Here is a 16,403-nt window from a genome sequence, read left to right on the forward strand (position 1 = left end):
GGTTCAGCTGCCCGCGCCGCTCACCCGGTAGACGTCGTAGACGCCCTGGATGCTGCGCACGGCCTTCAGGACGTGCCCCAGGTGCTTGGGGTCGCCCATCTCGAAGGTGAACTTGCTGACGGCCACACGGTCGCGTGAGGTGGTCACCGAGGCGCTCAGGATGTTGACGTGCTGGTCCGACAGCGTGCGGGTGACGTCGCTGAGCAGACGCGGGCGATCCAGCGCCTCGACCTGGATGGCGACCAGGAAGACCGAGTCGTCGCCCGGCGACCAGCTCACCTCGACCAGGCGGTCCGGCTGCTCCTTCAACTGCTGGACGTTCGTGCAGTCGGCCCTGTGCACCGAGACACCGTGGCCGCGCGTGACGAAGCCGACGATGTCGTCACCGGGCACCGGCGTGCAGCAGCGCGACAGGCGCACCCACACGTCGGCGTCGCCCGCCACCACGACGCCCGCTCCCCCGCCGCCCCTGGGACGGCCGCGCAGGCGCGTGGGCAGCGAGGCCTCGGCGATGTCCTCCTCGGCACTGTCGACGCCGCCTATGGAGGCCACGAGCTTCTGCACGACCGCCTGTGCGGCCACGTGCCCCTCGCCCACGGCGGCATAGAGCGCCGAGACGTCGGGGTAGCGCAGGTCGCGGGCCAGGGCGAGCAGGGACTCCCCCGACATCAGGCGCTGCAGCGGCAGGCCCTGCTTGCGCATCGCCCTGCCGATCGCCTCCTTGCCCGCCTCGATCGCGGTCTCGCGGCGCTCCTTGGAGAACCACTGCCGGATCTTGTTACGGGCCCGGCCCGACTTGACGAACTTCAGCCAGTCGCGCGAGGGACCGGCGTCCGGCGACTTGGAGGTGAAGATCTCCACGGTGTCGCCGTTGCCCAGCCTGGACTCCAGCGGCACCAGCCTGCCGTTGACCCGGGCGCCGATGCAGCGATGGCCCACCTCGGTGTGCACCGCGTAGGCGAAGTCGACCGGCGTGGCGCCCTCGGGCAGCGCGACGACCTGGCCGCGCGGGGTGAAGACGTAGACCTCCGACACCGACAGGTCGAAGCGCAGCGACTCCAGGAACTCGCCCGGGTCTGAGGTCTCCTTCTGCCAGTCGAGCAGCTGGCGCAGCCACGCCATCTCGCCGCCCTGCTTGACCTTGCCGCCCTGGCCGGCGCCCGCGCCGACCTCCTCCTTGTACTTCCAGTGGGCGGCGACGCCGTACTCGGCCCTGTGGTGCATGGCGTGCGTGCGGATCTGCAGCTCGACCGGCTTGCCCTCGGGGCCGATCACCGTGGTGTGCAGCGACTGGTACATGTTGAACTTGGGCATCGCGATGTAGTCCTTGAACCTGCCGGGCACGGGGTTCCATCGCGCGTGGATCGTTCCGAGTGCCGCATAGCAGTCGCGCACCGTGTCGACGAGCACCCGGATGCCCACCAGGTCGTAGATGTCGTCGAACGCGACGTCGCGGGCGATCATCTTCTGGTAGACGGAGTAGTAGTGCTTGGGGCGGCCCTTGACGGTCGCGCGGATCTTGGCGTCGCGCAGGTCGGCCGACACCTTCTCGATCACTTCCTGCAGGAACAGGTCACGCCTGGGCGCGCGCTCCGACACCATGCGCGCGATCTCGTCGTAGCGCTTGGGGTAGAGCATGGCGAAGGCGAGGTCTTCGAGCTCCCACTTGATGGTGTTCATCCCGAGACGGTGGGCCAGCGGGGCGAAGATCTCCAGCGTCTCGCGCGACTTCTGGTGCCGCTTGTGCTCGGGCAGGTAGCGCATCGTGCGCATGTTGTGCAGCCGGTCGGCGAGCTTGATCACCAGCACCCTGATGTCGCGCGACATCGCCACGACCATCTTGCGCACGGTCTCGGCCTGCGCGGCGTCGCCGAACTTCACCTTGTCCAGCTTGGTGACGCCGTCGACGAGCAGGCCGATCTTCTCGCCGAAGTCGGCGCGCAACTCGTCGAGGCTGTAGGCGGTGTCCTCGACGGTGTCGTGCAGCAGCGCCGCGCACAACGTCTCGTCGTCGGTGCCGAGCTCGGCCAGGATGGTGGCGACGGCGAGCGGGTGGGTGATGTACGGGTCGCCGCTCTTGCGCTTCTGGTCGCGGTGGTGGTGCGCGGCCACGTCGTAGGCACGCTCGATCAGCCGCAGGTCGGCCTTGGGGTGAGTGGCCCTGACCGTGCGGAACAGCGGCTCCAGCACAGGATTCATGGTCCCACCCCCAAAACGCCTTCGACGCGTCCCAGGGACGCCGGACACAGCCTCGTTACTGCCGGTGTCGGCTACGTCGGGCGCGACCACATCACGGGGCACACAGACTCCTTGTCTTCGAGTCCAGATCCTTCAGTGTATCCACGTGGTGAAGCGCCGGTCAGCGCACCTGGTGTTCCCGGCCCAGTCAGACGGTGATCAGGGCGTGTACGTCGACGTCGGTGAGGCGGTCCCTGCCCTTGAGGAAGGACAGCTCCATCAGCACCGCCACGCCCGCGACCTCGGCCCCGGCCCTGCGCAGCAGCTCCACCGTGGCCGCCGCCGTACCTCCGGTCGCCAGGACGTCGTCGACGACCAGAACGCGTTCTCCCGGCTCGAAGGCGTCGGCGTGCACCTCTATGACCGCCGAGCCGTACTCCAGGTCGTAGGCGGCCTCCAGGGTCGCCGCGGGCAGCTTGCCCTTCTTGCGTACGGGGACGAAACCGGCACCCGCCTTGTAGGCGACCGGGGCGGCCAGGATGAAGCCTCTCGCCTCGATGCCGACGATCTTGTCGACCTCGTACAGCCCGGCCAGCGTGTCGACGACCTCGGCGAAGGCCTCGGGGGCCGCCAGCAGCGGCGTGATGTCCTTGAACAGCACACCCGGCTGCGGGTAGTCGGGGATGTCACGGATGTGGGCGAGCACCAGCTGCTCGTTCATGGGGGCTCCTCAGCACGTTCGGCGGTACGGCAAGCGCCCCCGGTCCCGCGCCGGGGACCGGGGGCGCTGACAGCGTGGACCTACTTCTTGGCCGCGGCGGCCGGACGGCGTCCGCCCGTGGTCTGGCCGGTGGAGGCCAGACGCTTGGCGATCGCCTTGTACCTCGGCTCGCGCTCCTTCAGCGTCACCAGCAGCGGCGTGGCCACGCACAGCGAGGAGTACGTGCCGACGACCATGCCGACGAACAGAGCCAGGGCCAGGTCCTTCAGCGTTCCGGCGCCGAGCAGCGTGGTGCCGATGAACAGGATCGCCGCCACCGGCAGGATCGCCACCAGCGAGGTGTTCAGCGATCGGATCAGCGTGTGGTTCAGCGCGTTGTTCGCGGCCTGGGTGTAGGTCATCTTGGAGGTCGTGCCGAGCTTGGCGGTGACCTCCTTGATCATGTCGAACACCACGACCGCGTCGTACAGCGAGTAGCCGAGGATGGTGAGGAAGCCCAGCAGGGTCGCGGGGGTCACCTCGAAGCCCGACCACGCGTAGACGCCCGCGGTGATCACCAGGTCGTGGATCAGGGCGACGATGGCGGCCAGGGCCATCTTCGGCTCGAACGCCATGCTCAGGTACAGAATGATGGCGAGCATGAACACGCCGAGGCCGATCCAGGCCTTCTGCGAGACCTCGCCACCCCACGAGGCGCCGATCGACTGGATGTCGATCTGGTTCTCCGGGACCTTGTAGGTGGCGGCGATCGTCTTCTGCACGTTGGTGATGCTGGCGTCGCTGAGCGACTCCGTCGTCACACGCCAGCGCTCACCGGCCGTCTGCACGATGACCTGGTGCGGACCCGCCTCCTTCACCGTCGCGCGTACCTCGGTGACCGAGGCCTGCGGCGCGGCGAAGGAGAACACCGAACCGCCCCTGAACTCGACGCCCAGGTTCAGGCCGTTGAACAGCAGACCGGCGATGGAGATGACCAGCAGGGCTGCCGACAGGCCGTACCAGAGCTTCTGGCGGCCGACGAAGTCGACATCGATCTCACCTCGATAGAGGCGGCGACCCAGTCCCATCTCAGGCCTCCTGGGGGGTGGTCGGGCGGGCGGGCTCGGTCGCCATGCGCTCGGCGTCGAGACCCGACAGCTTGTGCCCCTTGGCGAAGAACTTCATCCGCGCCAGCAGAGCGATGAACGGCTTGGTGAACATGAACACCACCACGATGTCGATCAGCGTGGTCAGGCCCATCGCGAACGCGAAACCGGCCACGCCGCCGACGGCCAGGAAGTACAGCACGAGCGCGGCGATGAACATCACGGCGTCGGCGATCAGGATCGTGCGCCGGGCGCGGACCCAGGCCACCTCGACGGCCGCGCGGAGCGTCCGTCTGCCTTCCTTCATCTCATCACGAATACGTTCGAAGTACACGATGAAGGAGTCGGCTGTGATGCCGATCGAGACCACCAGGCCGATGATGTGCGGCAGCGAGAGCCGGAACCCGGCGTTCTCACCGAGCAGCACGACCGCCTGGTAGGTGATGATCGAGGCCACCAGGAGGCTCAGCACCGCGACGATGCCCAGGCCCCGGTAGTACAGCAGACAGTAGACGACCACCAGGCCGAGGCCGATGGCTCCGGCGATGAGGCCGCCCATGAGCTGGTCCTGGCCGAGCGTCGAGGAGACGGTCTCCACCGAGCTGCGGTTGAACTTCAGCGGCAGTGCGCCGAACTTCAGCTGGTCGGCCAGTTCCGTCGCGGTCTGCTGGGTGAAGCTGCCGGAGATCTCGGCGCGACCGCCGGGGATCGGCTCGGTGATGTTCGGCGCGGTGATGACCACACCGTCGAGGACGACGGCGACCTGGTTGCGCGGCGGCTGGGAGTTGAAGGCGGTGGTGGTGATCTTGCGCCACTCCTCGGGGCCCTTGCCCTTGAAGGAGAGCTGCACGATCCACTCGCCCGTGCCCTGGCGGACGCCCGCGGTGGCCGAGTCGATGTCGGTGCCGACGACCGCGGCCTTGTCGAGGATGTACTTGACCGAGCCGTCGTCCTGGCAGGCCACGAACTGCTTGTTCGGGTCGTCCTGGACGCCGAGGCCCTTGTCCTTGGTGCAGTCCAGGTCGGTGAACTGCTTGAGCAGGGCCGGGTCGATGCCGGTCTTGTCGATTCCGGCGAGCGGGTCCTGCGGCTGCTGCGGCTGCGAAGGCTGGGCGCTCGGCGCGGTCGACGCCTCGCCCGTGGCCTTCGGCTCGGCCGACGCGCTGGGTGCCGCCGATGCGCTCGGGCTGGGCGCGGTCAGCGCCGACGACAGGGCCTTGCCGGTCGGGCTCGCGCTCGGCTTGACGGCCGAGGCCGTCGGGCTCGGCTGCTCGGCCGGGGCCGAGGTGGTGGCCGACGGCGAGGAGCCCGGCGTCGGGGCCTGGGTGGCGAGCTCGCCGGGCGCCTGGTTGACCGCAGCGGCGAGAACCTGGCGGAAACGCATCTCCGCCGTGGTGCCGACCAGCTTGATGACCTCCTCCTGGCCGGCGCCAGGGACGGAGATGACGATGTTGCTGCCGGACTTCGCGACCTCGGCGTCAGAGATGCCGGTGCCGTTGACACGCTCGCGGATGATGGCAACCGCGCGGTTGAGGCTCTCCTCGGAAGGAGGCGAGCCGTTCGGCGTGATCGGCGACAACGTCACCGTCGTTCCGCCTGCGAGGTCGAGTCCGAGCTTCGGCGCGAACGCCTTCTGCAGGAACATCGCCCCGCCCATGGCGAGGATGAGCGCCAGGAGCGCCAGGAGCATGCGCCCCGGTCGGCTCTGGCCGCTGGTCGGTCGGGCCACTGGTCGTCAGTTCTTTCGGGTTAGGGGTTTCACGCAGAGCCTAGTCAGGACTTCTTCGTGCTCTGGTCCTGGTCGTCGTTGAGCTCCGCGATCTCGGGGGTGCTGTCCTGCGCCTCTTCGGCGGCCGTTGCGGAGCCGCCCTTGAGGTCCTCGTCGCCCGCGACCGGAGTGATGACACGGCCGATGGCCGCCTTGACCCAGCGGGTCTCGACTCCGGGCGCGACCTCGAGGATGACGTCCTCGTTGTCGACGCCCACGACCGTGGCGAGAAGACCGGTCGTGGTCATCACCCTGGCGCCGGGCGCCAGGGAGTTCTGCATTTTCACGGCTTCCTGCTGGCGCTTGCGCTGCGGCCTGATCAACAGGAAGTAGAACACCACCACCAGCAGGATCAGTGGGAGGATGTTCATCAAAGTGCCGCTGTTCACGAGGGCCACCTTCCATACAAGAACCGGCCCTGAGAGCCGGACGAACGATGCGTCACGTCACGGGCCGCGCCGCTCAGCACGTCAGCCTACACAGGCAGCCAAGCCACGGAGTTTAGGCGAGCGTCACGAAACCCGGCAACGAACCAGCGATCCGGCGCGCGGGGAAGTTCCCATTTTGCAACGCTTGCAACCTATCTGTGATTCCTCGTGTAGGTCGAACAGAAGTGGTCAAGTTTTAGCGCCGGTTCCCTTTGAGAAGTCACCGGCATCGCGCCGAGGGATGGGAGGGGTACGCGGGGGCGGTGCGACGGGGCCACACGGGACCAGACGGCCACCATGGGGCACCACGACAAGCCCAGGCGAACTGAGCGCGGGCACACGAAGCGCAACGCGAGCCAAGAGTCGGCACACACCCGGACAACGCAGACACAAACAGGCCACAGGCCCAAAGACGAGCACGAGCACGAGCACGAGCACGAGCACGAGCACGAGCACGAGCACGAGCACGAGCACGAGCACGAGCACGAGCACGAGCATCGTCAGCGTAGGCAAGCGCACGCACACCACGAGCGCAAGCACATACGCCCAAGCCCCCACGCACCCCAGGCGCCCAGCCCCTCAGCGCGGCACCCCGCCTACTGCGTCAAATCAAACAACCCCGCCCCAAACGCATCCGGCGGCGGCTGCATCCCCAGGTGCATCCAAGCGGCAGCCGTGGCCACCCGCCCCCGAGGCGTACGCGCCAGCAACCCCTGCCTCACCAGGAACGGCTCCGCGACCACCTCGACGGTCTCAGGCTCCTCCCCCACGGCCACGGCCAGCGTCGACAACCCGACGGGCCCCCCGCCGAACTTCCGCAGCAGCGCGCCGAGCACGGCACGGTCGAGACGGTCCAAGCCCTCGCCGTCCACCTCGTACAGGTTCAACGCGGCGGAGGCGATCTCTCGGGTGATCATGCCGTCGGCCCGGACCTCGGAGAAGTCGCGGACGCGGCGGAGCAGGCGGTTGGCGATGCGGGGTGTGCCCCGGGAGCGTCTGGCGATCTCGTGGGCGCCCTCGACGGGGAGGGTGACGCCGAGCAGGCGGGCCGAGCGGTGCAGGACCTGTTCGAGCTCGGCGGTGTCGTAGAAGTCCATGTGTGCGGTGAAGCCGAAGCGGTCGCGCAGGGGGGCGGGCAGCATGCCTGCCCTGGTCGTGGCGCCCACCAGGGTGAACGGTGCGATCTCCAGCGGGATCGCGGTCGCGCCCGGGCCCTTGCCGACGACGATGTCGACCCGGAAGTCCTCCATCGCCAGATACAGCATCTCCTCGGCGGGTCTGGCCATGCGATGGATCTCGTCGATGAACAGCACCTCGCCCTCGGCCAGCGTCGACAGGATCGCGGCCAGGTCTCCGGCGCGTTCGAGCGCGGGACCCGAGGTGATGCGCAGCGGCGCGGACAGCTCGGCGGCGATGATCATCGCAAGGGTGGTCTTGCCGAGACCGGGCGAACCGCTCATCAGAACGTGGTCGGGCGGCCGGTTACGACGCAGCGCGCTCTCCAGCACCAGCGACAGCTGCTCGCGCACACGTGACTGGCCGATGAACTCCGCCAGCCGCTTGGGCCGCAACGCCGCCTCGAGCTGCTGCTCGTCGCCTTCGGGCTCGGGCGAGACGAGCTCCCTTTCGTAGTTCACCAGGCCCTCCTGGCGGTGGTGCTCATCGGACGCTCAGCGCACGCAGCGCGGCCTTGAGCAGGGCGGCGACCTGGGGCGCACGGCCTTCGACGAGCTCGGACTCGGCCTCGGGCTCGATCACGGCGATGGCCTCGTCGGCGTCCTTGGCCGAGTAGCCCAGGCCGACGAGACCGGAATGCACCTGGTCGCGCCAGACGGGCGCCTTGCTCTTGCCGTTGAGCGCGGCGTTGACCGCCTCCTCCGGCGTGCCGAGCTTGTCCTTGAGCTCCAGCACGATGCGCTGGGCGCCCTTGGTGCCGATGCCGGGAACCCTGGTCAGCGCCTTGAGATCGGCGGCGGCGACGGCCACGCGCAACGCGTTGGGCGTGTGCACCGCGAGCATGGCCAGGGCGAGCTTGGGCCCGACGCCGCTCGCGGTCTGCACGAGCTCGAACACCACGCGCTCGTCGTCGGAGGCGAAGCCGTAGAGGGTGAGCGACTCCTCGCGGACCACGAGCGACGTGGCCAGCCTGGTCTCCTCGCCGACGCGTAGCGTGGCCAGGGTGCCGGGGGTGCAGTGGGCCATGATGCCCACGCCGCCGACCTCGACCACGGCTCCGTCGGGCGCGATCGCCGCGACCCGGCCCGCCACTGACGCGATCACGATGCGCGCCCCTTCCACGTCGTGCGGGCGCCGGCCTTGGCCAGCGCCTCGGCCAGGCGATGTTGGGTACCGCCGCGCCACACATGGCAGATGGCCAGGGCGAGCGCGTCGGCGGCGTCGGCGGGCTTGGGCATCTCGGTGAGGCGGAGCAGCCTGGTCACCATGGTGCCGACCTGCTTCTTGTCGGCGGTGCCGCTGCCGGTGATGGCCGCCTTGACCTCCGACGGCGTGTGCAGGGCGACGGGCAGCCCGCGCCGTGCGGCGCAGAGGATCGCGACGGCCGACGCCTGCGCCGTGCCCATCACGGTGCGGACATTGTGCTGGGCGAACACCCGCTCCACCGCGACCGCGTCGGGCCGCACCTCGTCCAGCCACTGCTCGATGCCCGCCTCGACGGCCACCAGCCGCGCGCCGAGCTCGGCGTCGGGGGGCGTGCGCACCACTCCGACGGCCACCAGCGACAACGCGGCCCCAGGACGGCCTTCGACGGCCCCGACCCCACACCGGGTCAGCCCAGGATCGACCCCCAGCACCCGCACCGCCACCCACTTTCGCCGAACATCTGTTCGGCAGCAGACTCTACCCGCATCCCCCCGCCACCGCACCGCGAACACGCCCCGCTCCCGAAGGATCCCCTTTACGACAGCCCCGCCCCCCTTCACGGCAAGCCCACCCCCGGCCTCCCGCCGTCCATGGCCGCCCTCCCTCACTCACGCGTCCGGAGCAGGACTCCGGCACAGCGCCGCAACGACGCCCGCTACCCCACCACGCCCTTCCCCAGCCGCTTCGCGCGCAGCCGCTCGGCCACCAGCCGGGCGAACCGCAGACTGTCGTACGCCGAGTCGACCACCTCGACCCCGACCATGAGCCGTCCCGAGACGACGAGCACATGGGTCGGCTCGCTCGACATCCCCCGGCTGGGACGCGTGTACAGGCCGCCACCGACGGCACGCATCGTCCCCAACCGACCCGCCCGCTCGGCACGCGCCAGCCGTTCGGCCTCGTCGGGCGAGTCTGCCAGCCATTCGACCTCGACCCGGACCAACGGATACCGATCGTCGACGGGCACCAACTCACACGCCGTCGCCCGTACGGCCGGCAGCCCGAACCCCTCCCGGCCGGGCACGAGCGTGTAGCCGTCCGCCCCGCCCGGCAAAAGCGCCGCGGGCAACACCGAACAGGCGTCGGGCCAGTCCCCGAGCGGCGCGTGCACGACGCTCGGCGCCGCCCCCGCAGCACGCCCCTCCAGCCTGAACGCGCTGACGCCGATCCCCCGCGCCCCGTACCCGCGCACCAGCACCACGTCCCCGTACCCGCCGATGATCTCCGCCTGCGAGGCGTGCAGCGGCAGCGGGAACACTGCCCTCCGCCCGTCGGACAGGGCGACGACGTCGAGCAGCAACGGACCGCTCGGCCCGCTCGCGAGGGCGACGGCGAGATCACCCGCCACCCAGTCATGGCCGGACCGCGCAGTGGTGATCCCCTTGGCGACCGGACGACTCCACAGCTTCTCGCCCGATTCGTCATAGGCGGAAAGAGTCCCCTTCGTGCCCACGTAGTGCGTCAGGAACGCGACATCCCCCATGCCGCCGCGCACCACCCGCTCCACCCGCGCCCCAGACCCGGCCCCCGCCCCGAACGCCCTGACCACCCCTCGACCGCCCGCGAGACGAGGCCCCTTGAGCAGCACGCCGTCCCCCAGGGCCACCGCCTCAAGGAACGGCTCCACCTCCGTCGGATCGGTGGCGTCGGTGTCGACCTCCGGCGAGCCGGTCGCCGCGTCCAGGGCGAGCAGACGGGAGGGCTCTCCGCCCGCACACCGGTCGAACAGCAGCAGCAACCGCCCGGACACCCGCGCGTCACCGGCGCACCGCCCGGCGAAGAGCCGCTCCCAGACCTGCCGGCCGGTACGCGGGTCCAGCGCTCTGATCACGGGGCCGTCGCTCACGAGCACCAGCCCGGCCGCGGCGCGTACCCAGGGCCGCCCTTGCCAGGCAGGCGCCAGGTCTCGCTCCCAGAGGTGCTCCATCGTGGCCGCCTCGTAGCCCAGCACCTGCTCGGGGCCGCCGGGGCCGTACCCGATGTGTGCCACCAGCGTCGGTCCGAACCCGTACAGCCCGGCGGCGGAGGACGGCGGTGTGGGGTCGAGGATCGGGCGTCCGGTGACGATGTCGTGGGCCAGGGTCATACCGGGATCGCTGGGCAGCAGGACCGTCGCGCCCACGACCGCCGTGGGACTGGGCGGGAATCCCATGAGGCGAGGCAGCGGCAGCGACCACAACATCCTGGCCCGCTCGGGCAGCGCCGAAGGCGAAGCAGGCGTGCCGCCGCCGGGTGTGAGCACGGCCGCGACGAGCAGCAGCGTCACGAGCAGAGCGCCCGGCCGCCGGATCGGCGTCAGCACCGGGGGAACCAGTCGAGCTTGAGGCTCTCGGCGTAGGCGCACAGGTTCCCTGGACGCACGGCCCGGTACCCCTGCCCGACCGGCTGGTAGACGACGCCGTAGTCACGTGGGCTCGCGGGCACGCCCGTCACCCTGAAAGGCGTACCGTGGTCGTCCACGAGCTGTTTGCCCGGTTTGCCGTCGACCGTGTAGTCGACCTCCAGGACGAACGTGTAGGAACGGCGTGCGGTCGTGCGTACCGCCAGTTCGAGGGAGACCTGCTCGTTGCGGGCGAGTGCGATGTCCTTGTGCTGGAAGTAGCGTTCGGCCGGGTTCGCGGCGGCGCGGAACTCGGCGGGCTGCCGGTCGAGGTCGGCGACCAGTGTGATCTTCTCGCGCTCCCCCTGCGTCCCGAAGGCCACGAAGGCCCCGGCGACCGGAGGACCTGAGGAGCGTATGACCGGTCTGACGCCGTACACCGTCACGCGATCACGCCCACCGGTCAGCAGCAGGCCGATGCTCGCCACACGCACCTGCGCCGCGCCGAGCGACCCGGCCACCGCGGCGAACCCGCCCGGCGGGGTCCCGGTGAGCAGGGCGACACGGTCGGCCGTTCCGGTCGGCGGGCTCGCGAGGGCGAGGTGATCATCGAGCGGGTCGCGGGGCAGTACCTCGGCGACCAGTACGGGACGCCCCATCAGCGTGTCGGCCGTCTTCGCCGGGTCGGCGACGAACCGCCAGACGTCGCTGAACCAGACCCCCGCCACCACCAGCAGGAGCGCGGTCGCCTTGGCCCACCACGTCTGCCACCACCTCACACGCGCCGGTTCCTCCCGGCTGCCGTCCGCGGCCCCGGCGGTGGCCGAAGACGAGGCGGAGGCGAGCGGCCGCGCCTGAGAGCCCGCTCGGCCCGCGCCCTTCGGCCGCCCCTTCCGACGCGCCACGCCGCCCCCTAGCTTGTCCGCTTCCCCCTCCGCCCCAGCGAACGACCAGCCGGAAGCGATGATCCTTTATCCCCGCATTCCACCCCCAGCACAAGCCCTCAGAAGTAGTCCAGCATGTATGCCTTCGCCGCGAAAGCCGTCTCCAGAGCCTCGTCCCCGTCGGACGGCCCTTCGAGCAACCCGGCCAGCCGCAGAGCCGATGCCGCGACCCCGGCGTACAACGCGGACAGCCCGCCGATGCCCATCCGGGCCACCCCGCCCCGCCCCTCGCCCACCCGCACGGCCGACCCCGCTCCGCCGGACACCTCGACACGCCACACCCCGGCATTGGCCGCCCGTACCGGATCGGTGATCTCCACCTCGGCCGACAGCGACACCCCGGGCGCGTACCCCCGGCGGGACACGGCGTCGGCGACGTCGATCACGCGCAGCATCCAGCGGGTCTGCCTGACGGTGTCCTTCGCCCGTTCGCGCAGCAGCCACAGGACCGGGTCGTCGGGCGAGACGGCGGCCACGACCGTGGGGGCGACGGTGGAGGCGGTGCCGACCAGGGACCACAGGGCCCGGGTGGTGGCCTCGGAGGCGGCGACCAGGTTGTCGACCTCGATGTCGCCGTTCTTCCAGCGATAGACGACATAGCCGTCGTCGGCGAGGTAGAGGAAGTCGTCCTCGTCGGCGAGCCGGCGGCGCCAGGTGCGTTCGTCCCAGGTGATGGGGCCCGACGCCCTGGCGCCCTCGTGCGCCCGGCCCAGTACGGCCGGCAGTTCGGCGGCGTCGCCGGGGCCCATGCGCCGGAGTTTGACCGGCTCGCCGGCCGGGATCGTCCGCAGGTGCTCGGCGGGCAGGGAGGCGACGTACTGGGCTCCGGCGTGTTCCCAGCCGAGCGAGCGGTAGATCGGCGTCGTGGCCGGGTACAGCACGGAGATCGCGTCGCCGACCTCGGCGGCCCGATGCAAGACGGCCTCCATGAGGGCTCGGCCCACGCCCTTGCCCCGCTCCTCCGGCGCGATGGTGACGCCCGCGACCCCGGCCATGGGCTGCGGCCTGCCATGCCACCACTGGGTGAAGGAGCGCAGCCGCGCGGCCCCAACCAGGCGATCGCCGTCGAAGGCGCCGAGGTAGCGCCGTTCGCCCAGCGTCGGCGTCACCAGGTCGCGCCAGCGCTCGACGGCGGCGGCGGACAGCGGCCCGAAGGAACGCTTGCGGATGTCGTAGGCGGCGTCGAGATGCTCGGCGGTCAAGTCGCGAATGTCCACAGTCCACCAATCTACGCAGTCCACCAATCTACGCAGTCCACCAATCTACGCAGTCCACCAATCTACGCAGTCCACCAATCTACGCAGTCCACCAATCTACGCAGTCCACCAATCTACGCAGTCCACCAATCTACGCAGTCCACCAATCTACGCAGGTCACCGATCTACGCAGGTCGCCGACCTCCGGCAGTCACCGACCTCCGCCGGTCAGCGATCCACGCGGGCCTCACGCGGGCCTCACACCGGCTTCACGAAGGCCTCACGCGGGCTCCACCGCCCTGGCCGCCCTCGCGATGTTCCCCGGCATCCTGCCGAAGATCACTCCGTGGAACGGCGCCAGCGCCCACCAGTAGAGGTGCCCGAACAGCCCGCGAGGATGAAAGATCGCCCGCTGCCCGTAGACCGTACGCCCGCGCTCGTCCTGCGACACACGCAGCTCCAGCCAGGCCAGCCCCGGCAGTCGCATCTCCGCGCGCAACCTCAGCAACCGCCCCGGCTCGACCGCCTCCACCCGCCAGAAGTCGACCGAGTCCCCCACCCGCAACCGCACCGGATCACGACGCCCCCGGCGCAGCCCCACCCCTCCGACCAGCCGGTCGAGAAAGCCGCGAAGACGCCAGGCCAGGGGCAGCGAGTACCAGCCGTTCTGGCCGCCGATGCCCTCGACGACCGTCCACAGCGCGCGCGGCGAGACGGGGACGACGCCGCCGCGTTCGTCCTTGTACAGGCTGCCTCCGGCCCAGTCGGGATCGGTCGGCAGCGGGTCGCTGGGCGCGCCGGGCGTCGAGGCCGACGACCAGCGGGTGGCGACGTCGGCCTCCTTGATCCGCTGCAGGGCCAGCTCCACCGCTCGGGCGAACCCGATGAGCCCGCCGGGCGGGTCGGGTACGTATCGTGCGATGTCGTGCTCGCGGCACACGGCCTCGTTGCGCAGCGACTCCACCAGCGGCCTGGCGATCGAGGCGGGCACGGGGGTGACGAGGCCGACCCAGTGGCTGGACAGGCCGGGGGTGAGCAGGGGAAGCACGATGACCAGCCGCCTGGGCAGCCCGGCGACGGCGGCGTAACCGTGCATCATGCCCTCGTAGGTCAGGACGTCGGGGCCGCCGATGTCGAACGCCCTGTTCACCTCGCCGGGCTCGCCCGCCCAGGCGACCAGGTAGCGCAGGACGTCCCTGATGGCGATCGGCTGGGTACGGCTGCGCACCCAGCGGGGCGTGGTCATGACGGGCAGGCGCTCGGTCAGGTGGCGGAGCATCTCGAACGACGCCGAACCCGAGCCGATGATCACCGCGGCCCGCAGGACCACGGTGGGCACGGCGCAGGCCAGCAGGATCTCGGCGACCTCGGCCCGCGAGCGCATGTGCGGGGACAGCCCTTCGCCCGAGGTCAGGCCGCCGAGATAGACGATGCGCCGCACGCCAGCGGACTCGGCGGCCGAGGCGAACGTCTGCGCGGCCTCGTGGTCGGCGGCGGCGAAGTCACGGCCGCCGCCCATGGAGTGGATGAGGTAGTAGGCGACCTCGACGCCCTGGAGTGCGGCGGTGACCTGCTCGGCGTCAAAGACGTCGGCCTGCGCCTCCTCCACCCGCCCGGCCCACGGCTGGTCCCGCAGCCGCCCTTCGCCGCGCACCATGCAGCGCACGTCGTGCCCGGCGTCGAGGAGTTCGGGCACCAGGCGCCCGCCGATGTACCCCGTCGCCCCTGTCACCAGGCAGCGGCTCATACGCGGCCCCCCACGTTCGTCGCTTTCCGTACAGCCAGTCTCGGACACCGCTTCCCCCTGCCCGCCCCCGGCCCCCGTACAAGCGGAACGGCCGCCCGGCGCGAGCCGGACGGCCGTCACACGACGGGACAGGGAACGACGATCACTCGTCGTCGTCCCAGAGCCCCTCCACGCCGGAGGCGTCGAAGTTGGCCCAGACGTTCTGCACGTCGTCGCTGTCCTCAAGGGCGTCGATGAGGCGGAACACCTTGCGCGCGCCGTCGGCGTCGACCGGGACGCTCATCGTGGGCACGAAGCTGGACTCGGCCGAGTCGTAGTCGATCCCGGCCTCCTGCAGCGCCTTGCGTACGGGGACCAGGTCGGTGGACTCCGAGACGACCTCGAACTCGTCGCCCAGGTCGTTGACCTCCTCGGCCCCGGCGTCGAGCACGGCGGTGAGCACGTCGTCCTCCGACAGCCCGGCCTTGGGCACGATGACGACGCCCTTGCGGTTGAACATGTAGGAGACCGAGCCGGGGTCGGCCAGCGAGCCGCCGTTGCGGGTCAGGGCGACGCGCACCTCGGAGGCCGCGCGGTTGCGGTTGTCGGTGAGGCACTCGATGAGCACCGCGACGCCGCCGGGCGCGTAGCCCTCGTACATGATCGTCTGCCAGTCGGCGCCACCGGCCTCGAGGCCGCCGCCGCGCTTGCGCGCCCGCTCGATGTTGTCGTTGGGCACGGAGTTCTTCTTGGCCTTGAAGATGGCGTCGAAGAGGGTCGGGTTGGCGTCCGGGTCAGGGCCACCGGTCCGGGCCGCCACCTCGATGTTCTTGATGAGCTTCGCGAACAGCTTGCCGCGCTTCGCGTCGAGCGCGGCCTTCTTGTGCTTCGTCGTCGCCCATTTGGAGTGGCCGGACATCGCCTAGAGCTCCCTCACCATGTCTACGAAGTATGAATGCACGCGCGTGTCCCCGGTCAGCTCGGGGTGGAAGGACGTCGCGAGCAAAGGTCCCTGCCGGACCGCGACGATCCTACCCCCGGGCTCGGCGGTGGCCAGCACTTCGACCTCGCGTCCGACCGATTCGACCCAGGGAGCCCTGATGAACACCGCGTGCAGGCGCTCACCGGCGAAGTCGAGCCCGGCCTCGAAGGAGTCGACCTGGCGGCCGAACGCGTTGCGCCTGACCACCATGTCGATGCCGCCGATGGTCTGCTGGCCCTGCGCGCCGTCCTCGATCCGGTCGGCGAGCATGATCATGCCCGCGCACGAGCCGTAGGCCGGCATGCCGGACTTCACCCTGGCCCGCAGTGGTTCGAGCAGGTCGAAGATCTCCGCCAGCTTCCACATGGTCGTGGACTCGCCGCCGGGGATGACCAGGGCCTGCACCGCGTCGAGCTCTTCGGGCCTGCGCACGGCGGTGGCCGTGGCGCCCACCGCCTCCAGGGCGCGGACGTGCTCGCGCACGTCACCTTGGAGAGCGAGAACCCCGATGTCTGGCACAGTCTTCCCTTCGATCGATCCCGGCCGCCTACGGGCCACCGGGCCGCGTAAAGCCTAAACCCTGCCGTTCAACGCCAGGAAACCGGCGCTTCATCCGGCTGACGGGCGCAGAGGTCGTTCGCGGGATCGGATGGCCGGCCGGGTGACGCGCTCC

The 16,403-nt window shown here is 70.4% G+C and carries 14 protein-coding genes; all 14 read right to left on the minus strand.

The window, feature by feature from the left end:
* Window positions 1–3: 3 nt before the first annotated feature.
* The 14 genes from ACTWNK_RS27875 to pdxT all read right to left on the minus strand — a co-directional run bounded on the left by ACTWNK_RS27875 (window position 4) and on the right by pdxT (window position 16,249).
* On the minus strand, window positions 4–2,199 hold the full coding sequence (locus ACTWNK_RS27875; RefSeq protein ID WP_474307504.1) for a RelA/SpoT family protein: 2,196 nt from the start codon (window positions 2,197–2,199) through the stop codon (window positions 4–6).
* A 187-nt stretch (window positions 2,200–2,386) separates the two neighbouring features.
* Window positions 2,387–2,899, minus strand: a complete 513-nt coding sequence (locus ACTWNK_RS27880) for an adenine phosphoribosyltransferase (RefSeq protein ID WP_474307505.1) — start codon at window positions 2,897–2,899, stop codon at window positions 2,387–2,389.
* Between the two features lie 80 nt (window positions 2,900–2,979).
* Window positions 2,980–3,966, minus strand: a complete 987-nt coding sequence (gene secF, locus ACTWNK_RS27885) for a protein translocase subunit SecF (protein ID WP_474307506.1) — start codon at window positions 3,964–3,966, stop codon at window positions 2,980–2,982.
* A gap of 1 nt (window position 3,967) precedes the next feature.
* Entirely contained in the window at window positions 3,968–5,674 is a 1,707-nt protein-coding gene (secD, locus tag ACTWNK_RS27890; protein ID WP_474307507.1) for a protein translocase subunit SecD, read from the minus strand.
* Window positions 5,675–5,757: 83 nt separating this feature from the next.
* On the minus strand, window positions 5,758–6,141 hold the full coding sequence (gene yajC / locus ACTWNK_RS27895) for a preprotein translocase subunit YajC (protein WP_474307508.1): 384 nt from the start codon (window positions 6,139–6,141) through the stop codon (window positions 5,758–5,760).
* A gap of 635 nt (window positions 6,142–6,776) precedes the next feature.
* Window positions 6,777–7,817: a Holliday junction branch migration DNA helicase RuvB gene (gene ruvB / locus ACTWNK_RS27900; RefSeq protein ID WP_474307509.1), complete on the minus strand. Its 1,041-nt coding sequence runs from the start codon at window positions 7,815–7,817 to the stop codon at window positions 6,777–6,779.
* 22 nt (window positions 7,818–7,839) lie between these two features.
* Window positions 7,840–8,460, minus strand: coding sequence for a Holliday junction branch migration protein RuvA (gene ruvA / locus ACTWNK_RS27905; RefSeq protein ID WP_474307510.1), 621 nt, complete (start codon window positions 8,458–8,460; stop codon window positions 7,840–7,842).
* Complete coding sequence (gene ruvC / locus ACTWNK_RS27910; RefSeq protein ID WP_474307511.1) at window positions 8,457–8,999, minus strand: crossover junction endodeoxyribonuclease RuvC; 543 nt, start codon at window positions 8,997–8,999, stop codon at window positions 8,457–8,459. The genes ruvA and ruvC overlap by 4 nt, the downstream gene beginning before the upstream one ends.
* 218 nt (window positions 9,000–9,217) lie before the next feature.
* Window positions 9,218–10,864 (minus strand): outer membrane protein assembly factor BamB family protein, encoded by a 1,647-nt coding sequence (locus ACTWNK_RS27915; protein ID WP_474307512.1) that lies wholly within the window; start codon window positions 10,862–10,864, stop codon window positions 9,218–9,220.
* On the minus strand, window positions 10,858–11,661 hold the full coding sequence (locus ACTWNK_RS27920; protein ID WP_474307513.1) for a hypothetical protein: 804 nt from the start codon (window positions 11,659–11,661) through the stop codon (window positions 10,858–10,860). The genes ACTWNK_RS27915 and ACTWNK_RS27920 overlap by 7 nt, the downstream gene beginning before the upstream one ends.
* Before the next feature lie 224 nt (window positions 11,662–11,885).
* Complete coding sequence (locus tag ACTWNK_RS27925) at window positions 11,886–13,043, minus strand: GNAT family N-acetyltransferase (RefSeq protein WP_474307514.1); 1,158 nt, start codon at window positions 13,041–13,043, stop codon at window positions 11,886–11,888.
* 259 nt (window positions 13,044–13,302) lie between these two features.
* Window positions 13,303–14,769: an SDR family oxidoreductase gene (locus ACTWNK_RS27930; RefSeq protein WP_474307515.1), complete on the minus strand. Its 1,467-nt coding sequence runs from the start codon at window positions 14,767–14,769 to the stop codon at window positions 13,303–13,305.
* A 142-nt stretch (window positions 14,770–14,911) separates the two neighbouring features.
* Entirely contained in the window at window positions 14,912–15,667 is a 756-nt protein-coding gene (locus ACTWNK_RS27935) for a YebC/PmpR family DNA-binding transcriptional regulator (protein WP_474307516.1), read from the minus strand.
* 3 nt (window positions 15,668–15,670) lie between these two features.
* Window positions 15,671–16,249: a pyridoxal 5'-phosphate synthase glutaminase subunit PdxT gene (pdxT, locus tag ACTWNK_RS27940; RefSeq protein ID WP_474307517.1), complete on the minus strand. Its 579-nt coding sequence runs from the start codon at window positions 16,247–16,249 to the stop codon at window positions 15,671–15,673.
* Window positions 16,250–16,403: the final 154 nt, after the last annotated feature.

The organism is Nonomuraea sp. IBHARD001 (genome assembly GCF_056106265.1).

Excerpts from the sequence above, each read along its gene's own strand:
- secF (WP_474307506.1), bottom strand. The coding sequence starts at position 3,966 with ATGGGACTGGGTCGCCGCCTCTATCGAGGTGAGATCGATGTCGACTTC.
- ACTWNK_RS27930 (WP_474307515.1), bottom strand. The coding sequence starts at position 14,769 with ATGAGCCGCTGCCTGGTGACAGGGGCGACGGGGTACATCGGCGGGCGC.
- ACTWNK_RS27875 (WP_474307504.1), bottom strand. The coding sequence starts at position 2,199 with ATGAATCCTGTGCTGGAGCCGCTGTTCCGCACGGTCAGGGCCACTCAC.
- ACTWNK_RS27880 (WP_474307505.1), bottom strand. The coding sequence starts at position 2,899 with ATGAACGAGCAGCTGGTGCTCGCCCACATCCGTGACATCCCCGACTAC.
- secD (WP_474307507.1), bottom strand. The coding sequence starts at position 5,674 with ATGCTCCTGGCGCTCCTGGCGCTCATCCTCGCCATGGGCGGGGCGATG.
- ACTWNK_RS27935 (WP_474307516.1), bottom strand. The coding sequence starts at position 15,667 with ATGTCCGGCCACTCCAAATGGGCGACGACGAAGCACAAGAAGGCCGCG.